This is a genomic window from Nocardiopsis akebiae, from assembly GCF_018316795.1.
Lineage (GTDB): Bacteria > Actinomycetota > Actinomycetes > Streptosporangiales > Streptosporangiaceae > Nocardiopsis > Nocardiopsis dassonvillei.
In genome coordinates, this window is sequence record NZ_CP074132.1 from 5,914,413 (window position 1) to 5,935,388 (window position 20,976).

The 20,976-nt window shown below is 73.2% G+C and carries 17 protein-coding genes; 9 read left to right on the top strand and 8 right to left on the bottom strand.

Annotated features, from left to right (window positions below; genetic code table 11):
• Positions 1-75: 75 nt before the first annotated feature.
• Complete coding sequence (locus tag KGD83_RS25215; RefSeq protein WP_212641475.1) at positions 76-855, bottom strand: hypothetical protein; 780 nt, start codon at positions 853-855, stop codon at positions 76-78.
• A gap of 296 nt (positions 856-1,151) precedes the next feature.
• On the opposite strand from KGD83_RS25215, the gene KGD83_RS25220 reads away from it, so the two are divergent.
• On the top strand, positions 1,152-2,123 hold the full coding sequence (locus KGD83_RS25220) for a 4-hydroxy-3-methylbut-2-enyl diphosphate reductase (RefSeq protein WP_174546873.1): 972 nt from the start codon (positions 1,152-1,154) through the stop codon (positions 2,121-2,123).
• A 165-nt stretch (positions 2,124-2,288) separates the two neighbouring features.
• Here KGD83_RS25220 and KGD83_RS25225 read toward each other — a convergent pair whose 3' ends face one another.
• Entirely contained in the window at positions 2,289-2,843 is a 555-nt protein-coding gene (locus tag KGD83_RS25225; RefSeq protein WP_212641476.1) for a DUF4245 domain-containing protein, read from the bottom strand.
• Between the two features lie 50 nt (positions 2,844-2,893).
• Positions 2,894-3,493: a TetR/AcrR family transcriptional regulator gene (locus tag KGD83_RS25230; protein WP_212644601.1), complete on the bottom strand. Its 600-nt coding sequence runs from the start codon at positions 3,491-3,493 to the stop codon at positions 2,894-2,896.
• Between the two features lie 154 nt (positions 3,494-3,647).
• Between KGD83_RS25230 and glpX the strand changes: the two genes are divergently transcribed.
• Positions 3,648-4,688 (top strand): class II fructose-bisphosphatase, encoded by a 1,041-nt coding sequence (glpX, locus tag KGD83_RS25235; protein ID WP_212641477.1) that lies wholly within the window; start codon positions 3,648-3,650, stop codon positions 4,686-4,688.
• Positions 4,689-4,886: 198 nt separating this feature from the next.
• Positions 4,887-6,548, top strand: coding sequence for a hypothetical protein (locus KGD83_RS25240; protein WP_212641478.1), 1,662 nt, complete (start codon positions 4,887-4,889; stop codon positions 6,546-6,548).
• 71 nt (positions 6,549-6,619) lie between these two features.
• Here the strand turns inward: KGD83_RS25240 and KGD83_RS25245 are convergent, their stop codons facing one another.
• Positions 6,620-7,447 carry an ABC transporter permease gene (locus KGD83_RS25245; protein ID WP_212641479.1) on the bottom strand — a complete coding sequence of 276 codons (828 nt, stop codon included), beginning with the start codon at positions 7,445-7,447 and terminating at the stop codon, positions 6,620-6,622.
• Positions 7,444-8,364 carry an ABC transporter ATP-binding protein gene (locus KGD83_RS25250; protein ID WP_212644602.1) on the bottom strand — a complete coding sequence of 307 codons (921 nt, stop codon included), beginning with the start codon at positions 8,362-8,364 and terminating at the stop codon, positions 7,444-7,446. Before KGD83_RS25250 ends, KGD83_RS25245 begins: the two co-directional genes overlap by 4 nt.
• A 422-nt stretch (positions 8,365-8,786) precedes the next feature.
• Here KGD83_RS25250 and KGD83_RS25255 point away from each other — a divergent pair, with 422 nt between their 5' ends.
• From KGD83_RS25255 to KGD83_RS25275, 5 genes are all read left to right on the top strand, one after another.
• Positions 8,787-9,170 carry an RNHCP domain-containing protein gene (locus tag KGD83_RS25255; protein ID WP_212641480.1) on the top strand — a complete coding sequence of 128 codons (384 nt, stop codon included), beginning with the start codon at positions 8,787-8,789 and terminating at the stop codon, positions 9,168-9,170.
• Complete coding sequence (locus KGD83_RS25260; protein WP_081461683.1) at positions 9,167-9,595, top strand: RNHCP domain-containing protein; 429 nt, start codon at positions 9,167-9,169, stop codon at positions 9,593-9,595. The genes KGD83_RS25255 and KGD83_RS25260 overlap by 4 nt, the downstream gene beginning before the upstream one ends.
• Before the next feature lie 215 nt (positions 9,596-9,810).
• A complete protein-coding gene (locus tag KGD83_RS25265; RefSeq protein WP_212644603.1) occupies positions 9,811-10,401 on the top strand; it encodes a DUF1707 SHOCT-like domain-containing protein in 591 nt (196 codons plus the stop codon).
• A 158-nt stretch (positions 10,402-10,559) separates the two neighbouring features.
• The gene (locus tag KGD83_RS25270; protein WP_212641481.1) at positions 10,560-11,948 is read left to right on the top strand and encodes a class II fumarate hydratase; all 1,389 of its coding nucleotides are present in this window, start codon (positions 10,560-10,562) and stop codon (positions 11,946-11,948) included.
• A gap of 216 nt (positions 11,949-12,164) precedes the next feature.
• Positions 12,165-14,162 carry a serine/threonine-protein kinase gene (locus tag KGD83_RS25275; RefSeq protein ID WP_212641482.1) on the top strand — a complete coding sequence of 666 codons (1,998 nt, stop codon included), beginning with the start codon at positions 12,165-12,167 and terminating at the stop codon, positions 14,160-14,162.
• Between the two features lie 122 nt (positions 14,163-14,284).
• On the opposite strand, the gene KGD83_RS25280 is transcribed toward KGD83_RS25275, so the two are convergent.
• The gene (locus KGD83_RS25280; RefSeq protein WP_212644604.1) at positions 14,285-14,923 is read right to left on the bottom strand and encodes an aggregation-promoting factor C-terminal-like domain-containing protein; all 639 of its coding nucleotides are present in this window, start codon (positions 14,921-14,923) and stop codon (positions 14,285-14,287) included.
• A 58-nt stretch (positions 14,924-14,981) separates the two neighbouring features.
• On the bottom strand, positions 14,982-15,695 hold the full coding sequence (locus tag KGD83_RS25285; protein ID WP_212641483.1) for an aggregation-promoting factor C-terminal-like domain-containing protein: 714 nt from the start codon (positions 15,693-15,695) through the stop codon (positions 14,982-14,984).
• 415 nt (positions 15,696-16,110) lie between these two features.
• Between KGD83_RS25285 and KGD83_RS25290 the strand changes: the two genes are divergently transcribed.
• The gene (locus tag KGD83_RS25290) at positions 16,111-19,485 is read left to right on the top strand and encodes an SCO7613 C-terminal domain-containing membrane protein (RefSeq protein ID WP_212641484.1); all 3,375 of its coding nucleotides are present in this window, start codon (positions 16,111-16,113) and stop codon (positions 19,483-19,485) included.
• A 100-nt stretch (positions 19,486-19,585) separates the two neighbouring features.
• On the opposite strand, the gene KGD83_RS25295 is transcribed toward KGD83_RS25290, so the two are convergent.
• Entirely contained in the window at positions 19,586-20,932 is a 1,347-nt protein-coding gene (locus tag KGD83_RS25295; RefSeq protein WP_394358084.1) for a PhoH family protein, read from the bottom strand.
• Positions 20,933-20,976 lie beyond the last annotated feature (44 nt).

A 20,976-nucleotide genomic window follows, 5' to 3' on the forward strand; every position in this document is an offset into this window, starting at 1 on the left:
CCCGGGGTTCCCGTGCCCAGCGGACGCGGCCGTCGGCGGGGCCGACGGCGCTCCCGCCCCGGCGGTCCGCGCGTGTCAGGCCTCGGCCTCCAGCTTGGCGATGCGGTTGTCGTACATCTTGATGAACTCGGGACGGCTCTGGTGGGCGACCTCGTAGGCGCGCAGGTCGCGGACCTGCTCGATGGTCAGCTTGCGCAGGCGGGCGCGGACCGAGGGCAGGGTGAGCTCGTCGTAGGTGGGCACGGCGAGGTCCTCCAGGGAGGGGGCGGCCCCCTTGCGCACCCGTTCGAGGATCTCGTCGCTGCTGACCTTGGTGTGCGCCTCGGCGGCGGCGATCTCCTCCGCGATGGCGGCGCCCTCCTCGGGGACGTCCGCGGTGGCGGGGGTGGCGGGCGCGGTCCGCTCCTCCCGGCCGTTTCCGGCCTCCTCGGCCACGATCGGCTCGGCGGTCGCCGGGGCCTCGGGGGCGGCGGGGGCCTTCGCGGACTTCTCCTCGGCGGCGGGCTTCTTCTTCGCCGCGGGCTTCTCCTGCTCGGCGGGCTCGTCCTGAACGGTGGTCTTCTCCGGAGCGGCGGTCGCGGGCTCCTCGGCCTCCGCCTTCGCGGGCTCCCGCTCCGCGGCGGGCTCGGCGGCCCCGGCCTTCTTCGCCTCGACGGCCTCGGCGGGCTCCTCGGTCTTGGGCGCGGTCTGGTCCGCGCCGGGCGCGGTCACGTCCTCGGACTCCGCGGTCGCGGGGGACTGGGGGGTTCCGGTCTCCTCCTGGGCCGCGGACTCGGGCGCGGCCGCCGTTTCCTTGCGCCCGAAGATGCCCTTGACCAGGGCGACCAGCTTCGTGGCGAGCGTCGGGTTCGACATAGGACGGGGGCTCCTGGTGGTCTCGGCGAGTGGGGTGAGCGGCGCGCGAACAGCCGACCGGCAGGGCCGAGGTGAGGGCGAACCGCCTGTAATGCGTGTGATGGTGAACCAGGATAGAGGAGGGATGAACACCACGAGCAGGGGAGAAGTGAACGATTTCGCCACTTCGAGGCGCAACCGGATGCGCCCCGTTGCGATACCGTCACCTTGGCACCGGTCGCGCGTCGAAGCGGCCTGTTCAGTGCCCTCTCCCACACCCGGGTCGCACGCCGCCCAAGCCACCTAGGATGTAACACATGACTGCGATGACGACTGCCACGAACCAACGCCGTGTGCTCCTCGCCAATCCCCGGGGCTACTGCGCCGGTGTCGACCGCGCTGTCATCACCGTCGAGAAGGCCCTGGAGCAGTACGGCGCGCCGATCTACGTGCGCAAGCAGATCGTGCACAACACCCACGTGGTGCGCACCCTGGAGGAGCGCGGCGCGATCTTCGTCGAGGAGACCGAGGAGGTGCCCGAGGGGGCCATCGTGGTCTTCTCCGCGCACGGCGTCTCCCCGGCCGTGCACGAGGAGGCGCACAGGCGCAGCCTCAAGACGATCGACGCCACCTGCCCGCTCGTCACCAAGGTCCACAAGGAGGCCAAGCGCTTCGCGGCCGAGGACCGGGACATCATCCTCATCGGCCACATCGGCCACGAGGAGGTCGAGGGCACCAGCGGTGAGGCTCCCGAGCACATCCAGATCGTCGAGAGCCCGGACGAGGTGCACAAGGTCCAGGTGCGCAACCCGGACAACGTGTCGTGGCTCTCCCAGACGACCCTGTCGGTGGACGAGACCACCCAGACGGTGGACGCCCTGCGCGAGCGGTTCCCGAACCTGCTCGACCCGCCCAGCGACGACATCTGCTACGCCACCTCCAACCGCCAGGACGCGGTCAAGGCGATGGCGCCCGAGTGCGAGCTGGTCATCGTGGTCGGCTCCGACAACTCGTCGAACTCGGTCCGCCTGGTGGAGGTGGCCCTGGACGCGGGCGCCGACGCCGCCCACCTGATCGACAACGCCTCGCTGATGGACGACTCCTGGCTGGAGGGCGTGACCACGGTCGGCGTGACCAGCGGCGCCTCCGTGCCGGACATCCTCGTGCGCGAGCTGCTCGACAAGCTGGCCGGGCACGGCTACGGCACGGTCACCCCGGTGACCACCGCCGACGAGACGCTGACCTTCTCACTGCCCAAGGAACTGCGCCGCGACCTGCGCGCCGAGTAGCGCGCGGGCTCCCGCCCACCGGGGGCGCGCACAGCCGGTACACGAGGCGCCCGGTCGGTTCTCCGACCGGGCGCCTCGTCGTGCGGGGGCGGCACGGCGCGCCCGCGTGCGCCCCCCGGGACCGGTCAGCCCCGCGGGGCGGCGGCCGGAACCCGCGTTCCCCGCTCAGGCGCCGTCCGCGGATGCCGCGCCGCCGTCGGCGTCGGTCTCCAGGCCCTCGGCCAGGCGGGCCAGCTCGTCCATACCGGCGGGGCCGGACACGACCAGGGACACGCCCTCCTCGCGCAGGACCAGGGCGTTCTCGTCCCGGGACTCGTGGTGCTCCCACTCGCGGCCGTCGACCTGGACCGTACCGACCTGCTCGGCGCCCGGAACCCTCTCCGCGAGGACGGCGGCGGGGTCGGCGTCACTCTGGGTCAACATGGCGTGGCTGTCCTCGGCAGTGGCGAAGCCCACGCTCCACTGGACCGGTCCGGACACGTCCACCGTGGAGCTGGTGGGCGTCCACCCCTCCTGTTCCAGGTCGGAGGAGGGCACCGTCACCGGGTAGTCCGCCGCGTCGCGCAGTACGTCGGCGTCCGGTCGGTACTCCACCGAGGGGATGCTCTCGCCCGAGCGCGTGGAGACCACGAACGCCATGATCAGGACGATGCCGACGATGATCCCGAGGGAGATGGCGTAGTTCTTGAAGGTCGCGCTGGACCGGCTGTACTCACTCATGACGTCTCCAGCTTGCCGCAGGTCCGGGGCCCCGCCGACCCGGGGTGTGCTTAGCGCCGGGGTTCGAGCTGGGTGAGCAGGCCGGTGATGTCGTCGGCGAGTCGGCGGGCCTCGGCGTCCTCACGCTGGACCACTTCGGCCACCGCCAGCAGCATCGCGCCGCTCACGACGATGAGCAGGGCCTCGTCCACGGGCTCGTCGGCCTTGCGGAACAGCGCCACGTTGCGATCGGTCCACTGGGTGAGCCGGGCCCGCAGCTGGTAGTCGAAGCCGGGAGGGCCGTCACCGCTGAAGAACAGCCGTGTGGTCTCCCTCTCCTCGATGCACCCGATCAGGTAGGCGCGGGCGGCGATGTTCATCAGCCGCGTGGGGTCCTTCTCCCCCTCGGAGCGGGCCCGCACGACCGCCTGGTGGGTTCGGTCCTGCTGGCGCTGCTGGAACTCCTCGTACAGGGCTAGGTAGAGGTCGGCCTTGCCGCTGAAGTGGTGGTACAGGCTGCCGACGCTGGCCCCGGCCACGGCGACGACCTCGCTCACCCCGGCCTTGGCGAAGCCCACCGTGCGAAAGACCTGGGAGGCGGCCTTGAGCAGGGCGCCGCGGGTGGCCGCGCCGCGCGGGGAGACCCTCGCGGGCTTGTCCGTCTTGTCCACTGTCACGCCTCACTCCAGTCCGGGTCACGCCAGAGTAGTCCGTCCCCGTCCGCCCGGGACCGCCCCGAGGGGTACCCGTGACCCCGCGGGTGTCACTTCGGGTGACTACCCTAAGACCTGCCCCCGCCCTGTTCTCCCGACGGAAGGTGTGTCCATGTCGCAGTCCAGCAGCCCGCACAAAGCCCCGGATCGCAACCTCGCGCTGGAGCTGGTGCGCGTCACCGAGACCGCGGCGCTCGCCGCGGCCCGCTGGGTGGGCAAGGGCGACAAGATCGGGGCGGACGGCGCCGCGGTGCGCGGCATGCGGCACATGATCAGCACCGTGTCCATGAACGGGACCGTGGTGATCGGCGAGGGCGAGAAGGACAACGCCCCGATGCTCTACAACGGCGAGCGGGTCGGCGACGGCGGCGGCCAGGACTGGGACGTGGCGGTCGACCCGATCGACGGCACCACCCTGACCGCCATGGGCATGCCCAACGCCGTGTCGGTGATCGCGATGAGTCCGCGCAACACCATGTTCGACCCCTCCGCGGTGTTCTACATGGAGAAGCTCGCCACGGGCCCCGAGGCCGCCGACGTGGTGGACATCGCCGCTCCCGTGGCCGACAACGTCCGGGCCGTGGCCCGCGCCAAGGGCAAGTCGCCGCAGGACGTGACCGTCGTCATCCTGGACCGCCCCCGCCACAAGCAGATCGTGCAGGACGTGCGCGACGCGGGCGCCCGCATCAAGTTCATCAGCGACGGCGACGTGGCCGGAGCGATCATGGCGGCCCGCGCGGGGACCGGCGTGGACCTGCTGCTGGGCATCGGCGGCACCCCCGAGGGCATCATCACCGCGTGCGCCATGAAGTGCCTGGACGGCGTCATCCAGGGCCGCCTGTGGCCCAAGGACGAGGAGGAGCGCCGCAAGGCGCTCGACGCCGGGCACGACCCGGACCGCGTGCTGCGCACCGACGACCTGGTCTCGTCCGACGACGTGTTCTTCGCCGCGACCGGCATCACCGACGGGGAGCTGGTCGGCGGAGTCCGCTACGAGTCCGCGCGGGTCGTCACCGACTCCCTGGTCATGCGCGGCCGCAGCGGCACCGTCCGCCAGGTGCTCAGCGAGCACCGCCTGGGCAAGCTGGCCTCCTACAGCGGTGTCGACCTGACCTCGGCCCCCTACCGGGGCGAGGAGCCCGAGTCGGTCTAGGGCCGTCACGCCCCCACCGGAAGACCTCCGCGGAGAGCTCCACCCCGGTGTCCCGTCCCGGCCGGTACGGGACACCGGGCCCTTCCCCACCGGCCGACCGAAAAAGGCGCGGGACGCGAACCACACCGGGTCGACGCGGCATCAGACCCGGCGTTGGTTGCGCGGTGCACGCGCCGAGAATTCCCCGCCGGAGGTTTGATGTCCTACCCCGATCCCCCGCAGCAGCCCCAGTGGCAGCACCAGCAGCCCGGGCAGGGCTACCCTCCGCCCCAGGCTCCCGGCCAGCCCCCCGCGGGCTTCGGCGGCGGCGCGCCCGGCGGTCCGCCGCCCGCGGGCCCCTTCCCCGGGGGTCAGTACTCCGGTGGACAGGTGCCGCCCTCCGGCGGCGGCCGCGACAGGCGCTGGCTGATCCCGGCCGCCGCGGGCGCCGCGCTCCTCCTCATGGGCGGCACGGTGTGGGCCACCGTCTCGCTGGTCAGCTTCGGCGGCCCCCAGCCCGAGGACGTGCTCCCGGGCAGCTCGCTCGCGTTCGGCAAGATCGACCTGTCCATCGACGGCTCCCAGGCCATGGAGCTGCTGCGCTTCGTGGAGCGGCTCCCCGACGAGGTCACCGCCGAGATGGACGAGCCCGACGGCGACATGACGGGGCTGGTCGCCGAGGGTTTCGTGGCCGCCTTCCCCGAGGCGCAGCAGTCCGAGGTCGAGGAGTGGATCGGCCAGCGGGTGGGCTTCGCGATGTGGCCCGCCAGCGGCGAGGCCGAGCTGGGCGAGGGCGCCGGTGTGGCTGGAGCGTTCGCGCTCGCGGTGGAGGACGAGCGGCTCGCCCAGGAGGACCTGGAGCGGCTCAGCGGCGAGTACGACGACCTCTACTTCGAGGTGATCGACGACTTCGCGCTCCTCACCACCTCCGACGCGGCGCTGGCGGACCTGCACGCGCAGGTGGACGAGTACGGCCCCCTGGCCGACGCCGACACCTTCTCCGGTGACATGGACGACGTGCCCAGCGGCAGTCTGGCCGCGGGGTGGGCGGACCTCGCGAGCCTGATGGAGGTCGAGGAGTTCGCCCGGGAGTTCGAGGCCGACCTGGCCGCCGAGACCGGTGAGCTGAGCGGCCGGATGACCGCGTCCCTGCGGGTGGACGGCGAGTACCTGGAGGCGCGCACGGACGTCTTCGACCTCACGGTGGACGGCACCGACCTGGCTTGGCTGGCCGAGACGCCGGGGGCGAGCGTGGCGGCGATGGAGTCGCTGCCCGAGAGCACGGTCATGGCACTGGGCGCCAGCGGCCTGGACACGGCGCTGACCGACGCCTACGAGAGCGACTCGATCCCGTTCATGACGAGCAGCGGCCAGATACAGGAGATGGAGCGCCAGTTCAACTCGATGGGCGCCCCGCTGCCGGAGGGGTTCACCCAGCTGCTGGGCTCCTCGACCGCGTTCGGTGTCACCGACATGAACCTGGAGGGCTTCTTCGGGTCCGCCTACGGCGGCGGCGGGGAGGCGTCCTTCCAGTACCGCGCGGTGGGCGGTGACGAGCAGATCTTGAGCGACTTCGTCGAGAGCGCGGTCGTCGACTCCTACAGCACCCCGCCGGGTGTGAGCACCGACGGCGACGCCGTGGTGGTGTCCCAGGGCAGCAGCGCCACCGGGCGCCTGGGCGACGACCCGGTCTTCCAGCAGACCATGCAGGAGATGGACTCGGCGGTGATGGCCGGGTACATGGACCTGCGCCAGGTGCTGACCGAGAGCGAGGTCGAGGCCCCCGGTCAGTGGGGCGCCGTCGGCCTGGCGCTGAGCGTCACCGAGGAGGGGCAGCGCAGCAGCGTGGAGCTGCGCTGGTCGCCCAGCGGCGGCGAGTAGCCGCACGGGGCGCCGACGCGCGGACGGCGCGGGGAGGGCGCTCCCCGCGCCGTCCGCGCGTGCGGGGGGCTTCAGCCGACCACGCGGCGTCTCATCCGGGCGCACGCCAGGAACCACATGAGAACCACGAACACCAGCAGCACTCCGAGGTGGAACAGCGCCGGTCCGGCCCCGAGGTTGCCGAAGACCACCCCGCGGATCAGCTCGACCGAGTGGTAGAGCGGATTGGCCATGGCCGCGTTCCGCACCCAGTCGGGCAGCTCGGTGAGCGGGAAGAACGTGCCCGCCACCAGGAACAGCGGGGTGAACAGGCCGCTGAACACGTAGTCCATGGACCGCACCGAGTTGATCAGGGCGGAGATCCAGATCCCGAAGAGGGCGAAGGCGAACCCGGACAGAAAGGCGATGAGCGGCACGAGCAGCAGGCCGGGGCCGGGGCGCAGCCCGAATCCGACCGCGACGAGCAGTGGGACGCACCCGTACACGCCCGAACGCATCGCCAGCCACAGAGCCTCGCCGGTGACGAGTTCGCGCACGTCCACGGGGGCGGCGAGGATGCCCTCGTAGGTGTGCAGGAACCGTCGTTTGATGAAGGTGTTGATGACTCCGGGCATCATCGACTGGAACAGCACCGACACCGCCACGATGCCCGTGCCGAGGAAGTCGATGTAGCTGTACCCGGCGAGGGTGCCGATGAGGGCGCCCATGCCGAAGCCGAAGCAGAGCAGGTAGAGGGTGGGCTCGACCACCGCCGCGAAGGTGGTCGCCCGCCAGGACTGGCCGTACAGGATCCACTCGCGGGCGACGACGCCCATCACCGCGTCGGCCTCCAACCGGCCGGGGCGGGCGTGGATCTCGGGCCGGGCGTCCTCCCGGGCCTGCCGCGTCTGGTCCGTCACTCCACACTCTCCCCGGTCAGGGCCACGAAGACGTCCTCCAGGGTGCTCACCCGGCGCAGCGGCGCGCCCAGCCGGTCGCGCAGGGAGTCGGGCAGCTCCTCGGCGCGCAGGACCGACACGGTGGTGCCGGTGCGCCGGGTGGTGAAGCCGTGTCCGTGGACGAGGCGTTCGAGTCCGTCGACACCCTCCTCGCCCGGGGTGTACTCCTCCACGGTGGTCCCCGCGTACCGGGCGACGAGGTCGGCGGGGGCGCCGCGCTCGACGATCCTGCCCGCGGCCATGAGCGCCACCTCGTCGGAGAGGCGTTCGGCCTCCTCGATGTAGTGGGTGGACATCAGCACGGTGACGCCCTCGGCGCGCAGCGCGGAGATGACGCTCCACAGGTCCTGGCGCACCTGCGGGTCCAGGCCCACGGTGGGCTCGTCCATGAGGACGAGTTCGGGCCGGTGCAGCAGGGCGCGGACGATGAGCAGGCGGCGGCGCATTCCCCCGGACAGGTCGTCGACGAGGGTCGCGCCCCGGTCGGCGAGCTGGGCCAGCCGCATGGTCCGGGCGATGGCCTCGCGGCGTCGGCGGCGCGGCACCCGGTACAGGTAGGAGAACATCCGCAGGTTCTGCTCGACGGTGAGCTCCTCGTCGAGGTTGTCGTGTTGGGGCACGACGCCCATGCGGGCCCGGGCCCACTTGGACTCGTCGGGGACGGCGTGGCCGAGGACGCGGATCTCGCCCTCGTCGGCGAGGGACTGGGCGGTGAGCATCTTCATGGTGGTCGACTTGCCCGCGCCGTTGGGCCCGAGCAGGCCCAGGACGACGCCCTGCGGGACCTCCAGGTCGAGCCCGTCGACGGCGGTGAGCGAACCGAAGCGCTTGACGACTCCCCGGAGCCGCAGGGCGGGCGGTGTGCCACCGGCGTCCATGGTCGTGCTCCCGGAAGGACGGTGACCGGGGACAGGTGTGGTCATGAACACAACCGTAGACAGCGGGGGCGAGGGATTTCCAGCGGGTTCCTCCGGCTGTGGAAGCCCTCCCGCCGCGCCGTGCGCGGCCGCGGCGCGGCGGGCAGCGCGGGTCGGTCCGACCGGCGGAAAACCCGTTGTCCCGGCCGGGGCACCCGCCTACGATCGTCCTCCGGACCCGTAGGCGACGAGAATCCGGAGGACGACTCCGGACGGAGAAGGGTGAGTATGCCCCGGAACGCGCCGAGCGCGCCTCACAGTCACGCGTGCCACCGCCGTACCCGGGCACCGGGTACCTGAGGCGGCCACGCCCCTTTCCGTCGAGAAGCGCTCGGCCTGCTCCCTGCTGTTCACCACCCATTCCCAGCAAGGAGTGCCTCCGGGTGTCCACCACCGATTCCTCCGGCCGTTCCGGCCACAGCTCCGCCGTGCGCACCGGCGCCTTCGCCTGCGTGCGCTGCGGCCTGTCCGTGTCACGTCTCGGCCCCGACGGGGAACCGCGCGACCACTGCCCGAGCTGCCTGAGCTCACGCCACGTCCTGGACCGGGTCGGGGGCGGTGCCTCCGACTGCGGCGGGCGCATGGCCCCGATCTCGGTCGCGGTACCGCGCGGCGGCTCCTGGACGCTCATCCACCGCTGCGGCGTGTGTGACGAGATGTCCGAGAGCGCCGTCCCACCGGACGACAACCACCTCGTCCTCATGCGGATCGCGGTCCGGCCGCTGGCCGAACCGCCCTTCCCGCTCGACCTGTTCGGGGAGGTGTGAGCGTGGGCCGACGCAACACCCGTGTCACCAGGCGTCCCCAGCGCCCCAAGACCGTGCTGCACGCCCACGGCGAGGCGGGCGGCGCGGGTTCGTTCCGCTGTGTGCGGTGCCGTCTGGAGATCCCGGCCCGCGCGCCTGGGACGGCCCACCGCAACCACTGTCCGCACTGCCTGACCAGCCTGCACGTGGACCTGCGGGTCCCCGGCGACCGCGCGTCCGGCTGCCGGGGCGCGATGGACGCGCTTAGCATGGCGGCGCGACCGGACGGGGAGTGGATGATCGTCCACCGCTGCGTGCGGTGCGGTGAGCTCGGCTCCAACCGCGTGGCGGGCGACGACAACGCCCGCGCGCTGGTCAGGGTGGCGGTCCGGCCGCTGGCCGCCGCCTCCGACGCTGTCGCCAGGCGGGCGCTGATGGACCTGTGACGGCGTGCGGGGCGAAGGCGTGAGGGCCTTCGCCCCGCCCGGGTCCGGTCCGCCGCGCCTTCCGGCCGGGCCGAGGCGCGGCGCTCCCGTCCGGAGTCCTCCCGTGGCCCCGGGCGGGCGGACGCGGAGCGCCCCCGGACGCGCCGACGCGCGGTACTCCCCGGACGGGCGGCCGGCCCGGGGTTTCGCCTAGTCTGGGCGGTGTGAGTGAGGAAGTGTCCCCCGATCGGCTCCGTGCCTCCAACACCGACCGCGAACGGGTCCTGCGGGTCCTGCGCGAGGCCGCCGCCGACGGCCGTCTGGACCTGGAGGAGTTCGAGGAGCGCTCCTCCCTCGCGCACGAGGCCCGGACCCTGGGCGAGCTGCCCGGGATCACCGCCGACCTGCTCCCCGCCGAGCAGCAGCCCATCCGCCTGGACCGCCAGCCCGTCCTCGGCCTGTTCGGCAGGGCGGAGCGCAGGGGCCGCTGGGTGGCCTATCCCGACGAGCTGGCCGTGGCGCTGGTCGGGAGGGTCGAGGTGGACATGCGCGAGGCGCTCCTGATGCACAACCACCACCGCATGACCGCGACCGCCGTCCTGGGCCGCGTGGAGATCGACGTCCCCGAGGGCGTCGAGGTGCGGCTGACCGGATGGTCGTTCCTGGGCAGGCGCACCACCACCGCGCGCCGCTCCGAGCTGTCCCGTCCCCCGGTGCTGGAGATCGACGGGTTCTCCTTGTTCGGCGTGGTGCGCGTGCGCGCCCCGAGGAGGCGCCGCCTCCTGGGCTGGCGCCGCCGCGAGCGCCGACGCGGTATCGGGGCCTGACCGCGCCGACCTGCGAGGACCGCCGACCGGTCGCGGAGGGCGGCGTCGGTGTCAACATGACGCGTGCAACACCGTCAACCCCGGGTGAGGTGGCGGTGTGCTCCGGTGCGTCTGGCAATCTGGGGCTCACAGGTTTTCCCAGGGAGAGTTGGGTTGCAATGAGCGAGTTCCGTATCGAGCACGACTCGATGGGTGAGGTCAGGGTTCCGGCCGAGGCCAAGTGGAGGGCCCAGACGCAGCGTGCCGTCGAGAACTTCCCGATCTCCGGCCAGGGCCTGGAGGGCGCGCACATCGCCGCCCTCGGCCAGATCAAGGCCGCCGCGGCCAAGGTCAACGCCGAGCTAGGCGTCATCAGCGACGACCTGGGCAAGGCGATCCGGGAGGCCGCCCTGGAGGTCGCCGAGGGCAGGTGGAACGACGAGTTCCCGATCGACGTCTTCCAGACCGGCTCGGGCACCTCCAGCAACATGAACACCAACGAGGTCGTGGCGACGCTGGCCACCGAGCGCCTCGGGGCCCCCGTGCACCCCAACGACCACGTCAACGCGTCGCAGTCATCCAACGACGTGTTCCCCTCGTCCATCCACATCGCCGCCACCTCCGCCGTCCAGAACGACCTGGTCCCGGCGCTGCGGCACCTGGAGGAGGCGCTCGGCGCCAAGGCCACCGAGTTCGCCTCCGTGGTCAAGAGCGGCCGCACCCACCTCATGGACGCCACCCCGGTCACCCTGGGCCAGGAGTTCGCCGGGTACGCCGCCCAGGTGCGCTACGGCGTGGAGCGCCTGGAGGCCGTCCTGCCGCGCGTGGCCGAGCTGCCGCTGGGCGGCACCGCCGTGGGCACCGGCATCAACACCCCCGAGGGCTTCTCCGCCCGGGTCATCGCCGAGATCGCCGAGCACACCGGCCTGCCGCTGACCGAGGCCCGCGACCACTTCGAGGCGCAGGGCGCCCGCGACGGCCTGGTCGAGCTGTCCGGCCAGCTGCGGACCATCGCGGTCGGCTTCGCCAAGATCGCCAACGACATCCGCTGGATGGGCTCGGGCCCGACCACGGGCCTGGGCGAGATCCTCCTGCCCGACCTCCAGCCCGGCTCCTCGATCATGCCGGGCAAGGTCAACCCGGTCCTGTGCGAGGCCGTGCTCCAGGTGACCTCGCAGGTCGTCGGCAACGACGCCGCGGTGGCCTTCGGCGGCGCGAGCGGCAACTTCGAGCTGAACGTGCAGCTGCCGATGATCGCCCGCAACGTGTTGGAGTCCGTGCGTCTGATCTCCAACGTCTCGCGCGTGTTCGCGGACCGCTGCGTGTCCGGCATCGAGGCCAACGCCGAGCAGTGCCGCGTCTACGCCGAGTCCTCGCCGTCGATCGTGACCCCGCTCAACCGCTACATCGGCTACGAGGAGGCCTCCAAGGTCGCCAAGCAGTCGCTGAAGGAGAAGAAGACCATCCGCGAGGTGGTCATCGAGCGCGGCTACGTCCGGGACGGCAAGCTCACCGAGGCGCAGCTGGACGAGGCCCTCGACGTGCTGCGGATGACCAACTCCCAGTAGTCCGGACCCGTTCCGCCAAGGGGCACCCCGCGTGCGGGGTGCCCCTTCCGCGTGCCGGGCCGGGCGGTCGCGCGCCGGACGGGGGGCACGGTGCGCACGGGTCCCGGTTGCGTCTCACCCGGCGGTGAAGGGCCGGACCAGGAACCTTCCGGGCGCGGAAGGCGTCCGACATTCTTGAACGAGCACCTTGGAAGCCCGCCTCCGAGAGGGCAGTACATGTCGAGCAACAGCGGCAGTGAACGCGTCGTCGCGGACCGCTACGTCCTGCGCCGGGAACTCGGCCGCGGCGGTATGGGGGTGGTCTGGCAGGCCTTCGACCCGACGCTGGACCGCGACGTGGCGATCAAGCAGGTGCTGCTTCCCGACCACTTCACCGACGCCGAGCGCGCGGACGCCCACGGCCGGGTCCGGCGCGAGGCGCGCTCCGCCGCGCGGATCAGCCACCCCACGGTGATCACCATCCACGACGTCTTCGAGTACGACGGCAACCCGTGGGTGGTCATGGAGCTGGTCGAGGGCGGGTCCCTCCAGGACCGGCTCGACGAGCGGGGCGCCCTGCCCCCGGACGAGGTCGCGGAGATCGCCGAGTCGCTGCTGCGCGCCGTGCGGGCCGCGAACGCGGCCGGGGTCCTGCACCGCGACATCAAGCCGGGCAACATCATGACGTCCCTGGACGGCCGGGTGATCCTCACCGACTTCGGCATCGCGACCATGGAGGGCGGACCGAGCATCACCCGCACCGGCGCGCTGATCGGCTCGCCCGAGTACATGCCGCCCGAGCGGCTGGCGGGCGGCCCGGCCGAGCACCGGGGCGACCTGTGGAGCATCGGCGTGACCCTGTTCGCGGCGGTCGAGGGCGCCTCCCCGTTCCGCCGCGACGGCATCACCGCGGCGATCGCGGCGGTGATGTCCGCTCCGCTGCCGCCGATGACGCGTGCCGGGCGGCTGGAGCCGCTCATCTCCGGCCTGCTGGAGCGCGACCCGGACCGCAGGCTGGACGCGGACGGGGCGCTGGCACTGCTGCGCGGGCGTGGCGGGCCGAACGCGGGCGGTGACGACAGCGGCGGCTTCGGAGCGGCGGGCGCGGGGGCGTTCGGAGGCGGCGCCCCGGCCTTCGGCAGCGGTCCGCACGCGGCCCCCGGGGTCAGCGCTCCGCGGAGCCCCCGCCAGGCGCCGGGCGGCGGCCGCCCCGGCACGGGGCCGGTGGGCGGTTACCCCTACACGCGCACCCCGTTGCCGCAGGGTCCGGTGACGGGGCCGAGCCCGCCGCGGGGCGGACCGGCCGACCCGGTGACGCCCGCGACGCCCTTCGCGCACGGGCACCGCGCGGTCCACCAGCACCGGCCGCCGCACTCCGCGGGAGGCGGCCACGGCGGTATGGGCCGCGGCCCGGGCGGACCCGGGGGTCCCGGTGCCGCGCTCCACTCGGGCGGACACGGCGGCGCGCCTCCGGGCTCGGGCTCGGGGAACACCAGGCTCCTCGTCGGCGTGGGCGCCGCGGTGGTGGCCCTGGCGCTGATCGGCGGTGTGGCCGTGGTGAGCGCCACCCTGCTCGCCGGAGCCGAGGCCGAGGGCGGCGCCTCCGAGACGCTGTCGGCGTCCGAGGGCGCGAGGCCCCCGGCGGAGCCCTCCGCCTCCGTCGGCGGGGACGAGGCCGGTGTCGGCAGCGGCAGCGGCGGTGAGGGCGGCACGACCGGGGACGGGGACGAGGACGGGGAGCCGCCGTCCTACGACGAGCTGGAGACCTTCCGGTCGCAGTGGTTCCACGTGGACCACCCGGCCGGGTGGCAGGTGGACGACAGCGGGATCGAGAACACGCTGGCGGTGTTCGTCGCGCCGGGCGGCGACCACCAGGTGTGGGTGACAGGGTGGACCGAGCAGGAGTTCACCGGGACGAGCGCCGAGTACCTGGAGGAGACCAACGGCGGGACGCGGGTCGAGGGTGACGTCACCACCGGCTACACGCAGCTGGAGCTGGAGGAGTTCGACGACGGCGACTTCGAGGAGGGCTGGGACGTCGCCCTGGTGGAGTCGGACTTCGTCAACGAGACCTGGGCGAGTCAGGAACGGCGCTTCTGGGCCTACGCGGTCAGCACCGAGCACGAGGGCGACCGGGTGTTCTACCTGGTGAGCGTGAACGTTCCGCGCGAGGACGCCGACTACTACGACGACCTGCCCGAAGACGTCATGGAGTCGTTCGACCCACTGCTGTGAGCGCGCCGCCCGCCGACCGCGGCGGGCCCGACACGACGGGGGCCGTTCCGGAAGGGAACGGCCCCCGCGCCTCGCGTGTGAGCCGGAGGCGGCGCCCGCCGACAGGGGGGCGCACCGGCGGATCAGTACCAGCCGACGGACTGGGAGTGGGCCCAGGCCTCACAGGGAGTGCCGTAGCGGCCCTTGATGTAGTCGATGCCCCAGGCGATCTGCGTGGCCGGGTTGGTCTGCCAGTCGTCGCCGTGGGTGGCCATCTTGTCGCCCGGCAGCGACTGGGGGATGCCGTAGGCGCCCGAACTGGGGTTCTGCGCGCTGGGGTTCCAGTTGCTCTCCTTCTGCCACAGGGGCTCGAGGCAGTCGTGGAACTCGCTGGCGCCCCAGCCCTGATCGGTGACCATCTGGAGGGCGATGCCCTTGGGGTCGCCGGTGAAGACGGGAGTCTCCTCCTCCTCTTCCTCTTCTTCCTCCTCCTCGATGTCGCTTCCCTCGACCTGGGCCGTCAGGACCCCTTCCGTGAGGGCCGCGTCACGCTGCTCCTGAGCCTGGCTGCGCAGGGTCTGGAGTTCTTCCTGGGACAACTGCTCGGAGAAGAACTGCTCCTCCCCGGCTTCGGTGTCGGCGGCGGGTTCCTCGGCCTCCGGAATGGCGGCGCTGGCCACAGTGTCCGGATCGATCTCGTCATCCGCGAACGCGGTGACGGCGAAGGTCGCACCCGCGACGAGGGTCGCCGCACCGACCGCCGCCGTACTGCGCAGCGACATTCGGTTGATTAGCACGATTGCCTTTCCCAAGAGGGGGTTATTGGCAGGGAAAGCCCTATTAATACCAGTTGTTGGCCTGGGAGTGGGACCAGGCGCCGCAGGGGTTTCCGTAGCGGTCCTTGATGTAGTCGATGCCCCAGGCGATCTGCGTGGCCGGGTTGGTCCGCCAGTCGGAGCCGTGGGAGGCCATCTTGTCGCCCGGCAGCGACTGCGGGATGCCGTAGGCGCCCGAACTGGGGTTCTCCGCCGTGTGGTTCCAGTTGCTCTCCTTCTCCCACAGCGGCTCCAGGCAGTCGTGGAACTCGCTGGCGCCCCAGCCCTCGTCCAGGACCACCTGCAGCGCGATCTCCTTGGGGTCGCCGGAGGGGGCCGACGCGGCGGATCCGCCGCCGGAGGAGTCGGAACCGCCGGAGGCGTCGGCCTCGGGTTCGGGCTCGGGCTCGGGCTCGGCGATGTCGCTGGCCGTCCCGCTGTCGGCGCGGACGGCCCCGTCGACGACCGCCCTGGCCTGCTCCATGCTCTCCTCGCGCTGGGTCCGGCGCTCCTGGTCGCTCTGCTCGGACTGCGCGGCGAAGAAGTCCTCGGGCCGGTCGGATCCGCCGTCGCCGCCCGCCGCCGACTGCTGGTCGGGGACCACCGCGGCGGAGGCGAGCTGGCTCGGGTCGGCCGCGTCGCTCTGGGCGAACGCGGCGACCGAGAAGGTGCCGCCGGCGACGAGGGTCGCGGCGCCGACGGCGCCCGCATGTCGCAGTGAGATGAGGTTGAGTAGCAAAATCGCCCTTTCGCGTAGACGCACACGCGCCCCACGGGGTCCGCGTGTGTGAGAGTTCGCCGCCGCTGACCACGTGGCCCGGGGTGTCGCGCGCGAGGGAAGGGGTAGCCGTTCGACCGACCGCGGCGCGGGTTCCCACGTGGGAGGGGATGTTCGTGCAGCGGGTTCAGCCTGCATCATCGTCACGATGAAGTAACGCCAGATTTACTATGTCTTGGATCACATCACGGAATGCATCCACAGTGCGGCGCTTTGACCTGCGCGTCGATACGCAGAGTCAAGGGGAGGTCAAGCCCTCCCGGTGCTGTGGCGGGGGTCTCCGCACCTCCCGGAGCGAGACGGAGGTCACCGGGAACGGTGCTCCTGAGTACCCGTACGGATGTGCCCGGGCGGCCGCGGGGACCAGGATGGCGCCATGAACGTCCACGGATCCCCGCCGTCCCCCGAGGACCCACGGCTCAGGTGCCCGGACTGCCGCGTCCCGCTCCCGGCTGCGCCCCGGACCTGCCAGCGGTGCGGGCTCCTGCTCGTCGGCGTCACCGCCCAGCGCCTGTGGCGCATCGACACAGAGATCTCGCTGCTCAACAGCCGCGAGCGGCACCTGCGCGAGGAGCGCGCCGCCGTCGTGGCACTGCTGCGCGAGGAGTCGGGCCGGGGCGCGCCCCCGGCCGGGGCCGTTCCCGGCTCCGCGCACGGTGAGCCGCCGCGGGTTCCGGATCGGGCTTCCGGTCACGCGCCGGGACCGGCCGCCCCGCCCGGTGTCGTGCCCCCCGGCGGCCAGGGAGTCCACGCACACGGGCATGTCCCCTACGCGCCGGCGCACGGGCCGGCCGGAGGGGCTCCCGTCGGGCGGGTGTCCGGGGAGGTCACCCGCCGCTCGGCCCAGAACGTCATCCTCGGACTGGGCGGCGTGCTCGTCGGCATCGCGGCCCTGGTCTTCGCCATCTGGACGTGGAGCGACATGGGCACCGGCGCCCGCGCCGGGGTCCTCGGCCTCACCACGGCGGCCTTCGCCGTCCTGGCCCTGCCTCTGCACCGCCGCGGTCTCAGGGCGACCGCGGAGACCTTCGGCTGCCTGGCCGCCGCGCTTCTGTGCGTCGACGCCCTCGCGCTGTGGCTGCTGGCGTCGGAGCGGATCGGGAGCGGTTCCGGCTACACCGCGATCGCGCTGGTCGTCATCGGCGCGCTGCTGGCGTCCTATCCGCTGCTCGTGCCGCTGCGGACGCCGCGCGTCCTGGCCGTCCTGCTCCTGCAACCGGTGCCAGTCCTGCTGGTGGCGGCGTCCGGTTCCCCCTGGCTCTGGTCCTGGGCGCTGCCCGTCCTGGCCGCGACCGGGCTCGCCGACCTGCTCCTGGCGCTCTGGTCCGGACGGCCCCGCGCGGGCGTCCCCGTGCGCGCCCTCCGGGGCAGCGCGACCGTGCTGTGGGTGCTGACCACGGTCCTGGCGCTGCTGTACACGGCGTTCGCCCTCGTCGCCTCCGCCGCGGGCGCCGACCGCGCCGGAGCCTGGTGGTTCGTGGCCGCCGTCCTGCTGTTGTCGGGCGTGACCGGTCTGCTGCTGGCCCGGAACCCGCCGCACCGGGCCCCGGCGGGTCCCGGGCCGGTGGGCGGACCGGGCGGCCCAGCGGCGACGGGCGGCACAGACAACGCGGGAACCTCCCGGGTCCCCGCGGTCATCGCCCTGCTGGTCCTGGGGGCGGCCCCGCTGGCCGCCGGACCCGCGCACCTGCCCGCGCTGCCCAGGGCGCCCCTGCCCCCGTGGAACGGCGTCCCCTCGACGGCACCGGTGTCCAGCGTGCTGGGTCTGCCGACGACGGCCCCCGCGGACGCCGTGTCCACGCTGCTCGCCGTGCTCGTCTGCGCCGTGCTCTCCATGGGCGCGGTGTTCCTGCTGCGCCGCCGGGCGCTGGTGCCCGCCGCCGCCCTGACCGCTCCTCCGGCGCTGCTGACGGCCGTGCACCTGCTGGACCCGCCGCACGCGGCGGCGGTGGTGTGCGCCCTCCTGGTCGGCGCCGCGCTGGTCCTGGCCACGGCCCCGGCACCGCGTCGGCCCGGCTCCTGGGTGCCCGCGCTCACCGGAACCCTGGCCCTGCTCACCGGTGGCCTGTGGTCGCTTCCGGACCAGTACACCTCCCTGGCCGCACTCGTGTTCGTGGAAGCGACAGTCCTGGTCGCGCTGCTCCTGTACGCCCGTTCCGGCCGCCCCGCGGCGCTCTACGCGACGGGCCTGCTCCTGTGGGCGCTGGCCATGCTGACCGGCGCGTTCTTCGGGCTCGGTCTCGTGATCTCGGACACCGCGCCGCCGGCGGCGTGGTGGCTGCTGGCCGTCAGCGCGCTGTTGGCGGGGGCGAACGCGGTGCTGCTCGGGCGGACCCCCCTCCCGTCCGCGAGCGGTGCCGGGGGCGACCCCCGGCCGGTCTTCACCGTGGTCGGTCTGCTCCTGCTCGCGTCCGCCCCGCTGCTGGTCGGACGCGGGCACGGCCCCGGCCTACCGCTGCTGTCCGGCGCGTACGGGCCGTGGACGGCGCCCGTGCGGGCCCTGGGCGAACCGGCCCGCACCGTCCTGGGGCTGCACGGCGCGGCGGGCCCGGCGGAGGCCTTCGGCACGGCGGTCGGGATGCTGCTGGCCGGTGCGGCGGCGGTGGCCCTGGTCGCCCTGCTCGACCGCGGGCGGACGGCGGCCGCGGCGGTTCTCGCCGCGCCGCCCTCGCTCGTCGCACTGCCCCTGGTCCTGGACGCGCCGTTCCTCGGCGCCCTGCTGTGGGTGTTCGCGGTGGGTTCGGCCCTGGCGCTGTGGTCGGCGCTGACCCGCAGCGGGCGGCTCGGCTGGTTGGCGGGGCTGACCGCCCTCCTCACCCTGCTGCTCGGCACGGGCTGGTCCCTGGTCCAGGCGCACTCGACCACGGGTGCACTGATGGGGGTCGCGGTGGTCGCCGCGGTGGTCGCGGCCCCGGCCCGGACCGCCGTCGCGGCGGTCGGCGCCACGGCGGCGGCGACGGCGGCGACGGGCGGGTTCGCGCTGGCGCTGCCCCTGCTGCTGGGGGCTCCGGTGGAGTACGCGGTGCTGGCGCCCATCGCGATGGTCGCCGCGGTGGCCGTGGCAGCGCCGCGCCTGCGCGGACCGCTGCTACCGGCGACGGAGGTTCCAGCCTGGCTGTGGGCGGCGGTCTCGCTGGGCGTCGCCGCGGCGGCGGGGGCGCGGGCGGAACTGGTCGCACTGGCGTTGGCGGTGGTCGGGGTCGTCGCGCTGGCTACCGCCGCGCGGCCCGGGCGGCGCTGGTTCGCGCCGGTGGGCGCGCTGCTGATGCTGGCGGCGCTGTGGACGGTGCTCTCGGCCTGGGACGTGGCCGTGCCCGAGGCGTACACGGTGCCGCCCGCCCTCGCGGCGCTGGCCGTGGGCTGGGAGTGGAGCCGCAGGGCGGCCGTACCGCCGTCGAGCTGGGCCGCCCACGGCGGCGGCCTGGCACTGCTGTTCCTGCCCACCGTCGTGCTGGTGCTGGCGGAGGAGGGCATGGTGTGGCGGGTGCCCGCCGTGCTCGTGCTGGGCCTCGCGGTGACCGTGTGGGGACTGCGCGGGCGGCTCCAGGCGGCCCTGGTGGCGGGCGGGCTGGTGCTGGTGGCGACCTCGCTGAGGGCGTTCGGTCCGCCCCTGTGGGACCTGACCCGCCTGGTGCCGAACTGGGTGCCGTTCGCCGTGGCGGGTGTGCTGCTGCTGGTGATCGGCGCCCGCTACGAGGCGAGCCTGGAACGGCTCCGGCGCTTGGGCCGCCTGGTGGCGGGGATGCGCTGAGAGACCCGACGGCGCGCCCGTGGGGAGCGGGCCGGAGACCCGCCGCGGCTCCGCGGGGGCGGCGGGCCCGTCACACCGACGGGCCCGCCGCGGTACCGCGTCAGTTCTCCAGCATCTCCGTGACCAGGGCGGCGATCGGCGACCGCTCGGACCGGGTCAGGGTGACGTGCGCGAACAGGGGGTGGCCCTTGAGCTTCTCGATCACCGCGACCACGCCGTCGTGGCGGCCCACGCGCAGGTTGTCGCGCTGGGCGATGTCGTGGGTGAGCACCACCCGCGAGTTCTGGCCGAGGCGGGAGAGCACGGTGAGCAGGACGTTGCGCTCCAGGGACTGGGCCTCGTCCACGATCACGAACGCGTCGTGCAGCGACCGGCCGCGGATGTGGGTGAGCGGGAGGACCTCCAGCATCCCCCGGTCCACGATCTCCTCGATGACCTCCTCGCTGGTCACCGCGGACAGGGTGTCGTGCACCGCCTGGCCCCACGGGGTCATCTTGTCGTTCTCGGTCCCGGGCAGGTAGCCCAGCTCCTGGCCGCCGACCGCGTACAGCGGCCGGAACACCATCACCTTGCGGTGCTGGCGGCGCTCCAGGACGGCCTCCAGACCGGCGCACAGCGCCAGCGCCGACTTGCCGGTGCCAGCGCGCCCGCCCAGGGAGACGATGCCCACGTCGGGGTCGGTGAGCAGGTCCAGGGCGACGCGCTGCTCGGCGCTGCGGCCGTGCAGGCCGAACACGTCGCGGTCGCCGCGCACCAGCCTCACCGACTTGTCGGGCTGGACCCGGCCGAGCGCCTTGCCCCGCTCGGAGACAAGCACCAGTCCGGTGTGGCAGGGGAGGTCGCGGGCCGCGTCGATGTCGCTCTCGCCGCTGGTGAACAGCTCGCCGATCTGGTGCGCGGGCACGTCCAGCTCGGCCATGCCCGTCCAGCCGTGCTCGATGGCCAGTTCGGCCCGGTACTCGTCGGCGGCCAGCCCGATGGAGGACGCCTTGATCCGCATCGGGAGGTCCTTGCTCACCAGCACGACGTCCCCGCCCTCCTCCTGGAGGTTGCGGGCCACCGTGAGGATCCGGGTGTCGTTGTCGCCGAGCCGGAAGCCCGCCGGCAGGATCTGCGGATCGCTGTGGTTGAGTTCCACCCGCAGCGTGCCGCCGAGATCGTTCACCGGTACCGGGACGTCCAGACGGCCGTGGGCGATCCGGAGGTCGTCCAGGCGGCGCAGCGCGTGACGAGCGAAGTACCCGAGCTCGGGGTGGTGACGCTTGCTCTCCAGTTCGGTGATCACCACCACGGGGATGACGACCTCGTGCTCGGCGAACCGGCTCAGGGCGGCCGGGTCGGCGAGCAGGACACTGGTGTCGAGCACGTAGACGCGTGCGTCCTGGCCTACCCCCGTACGGGGGTCGGGGGACTGGGTGTCACGGCGATCGGTCGAGGAACTAGCCACTCGTTCTCCCCTTGGGCACCGCTGGGGCGCCCTACTGTCACGGG

Coding starts and splice junctions, on each gene's coding strand:
- KGD83_RS25280 (WP_212644604.1), bottom strand. CDS start 14,923: ATGTCGCTGCGCAGTACGGCGGCGGTCGGTGCGGCGACCCTCGTCGCG.
- KGD83_RS25290 (WP_212641484.1), top strand. CDS start 16,111: ATGAACGTCCACGGATCCCCGCCGTCCCCCGAGGACCCACGGCTCAGG.
- KGD83_RS25220 (WP_174546873.1), top strand. CDS start 1,152: ATGACTGCGATGACGACTGCCACGAACCAACGCCGTGTGCTCCTCGCC.
- KGD83_RS25215 (WP_212641475.1), bottom strand. CDS start 855: ATGTCGAACCCGACGCTCGCCACGAAGCTGGTCGCCCTGGTCAAGGGC.
- KGD83_RS25240 (WP_212641478.1), top strand. CDS start 4,887: ATGTCCTACCCCGATCCCCCGCAGCAGCCCCAGTGGCAGCACCAGCAG.
- KGD83_RS25250 (WP_212644602.1), bottom strand. CDS start 8,364: ATGGACGCCGGTGGCACACCGCCCGCCCTGCGGCTCCGGGGAGTCGTC.
- KGD83_RS25275 (WP_212641482.1), top strand. CDS start 12,165: ATGTCGAGCAACAGCGGCAGTGAACGCGTCGTCGCGGACCGCTACGTC.
- glpX (WP_212641477.1), top strand. CDS start 3,648: ATGTCGCAGTCCAGCAGCCCGCACAAAGCCCCGGATCGCAACCTCGCG.
- KGD83_RS25225 (WP_212641476.1), bottom strand. CDS start 2,843: ATGAGTGAGTACAGCCGGTCCAGCGCGACCTTCAAGAACTACGCCATC.
- KGD83_RS25270 (WP_212641481.1), top strand. CDS start 10,560: ATGAGCGAGTTCCGTATCGAGCACGACTCGATGGGTGAGGTCAGGGTT.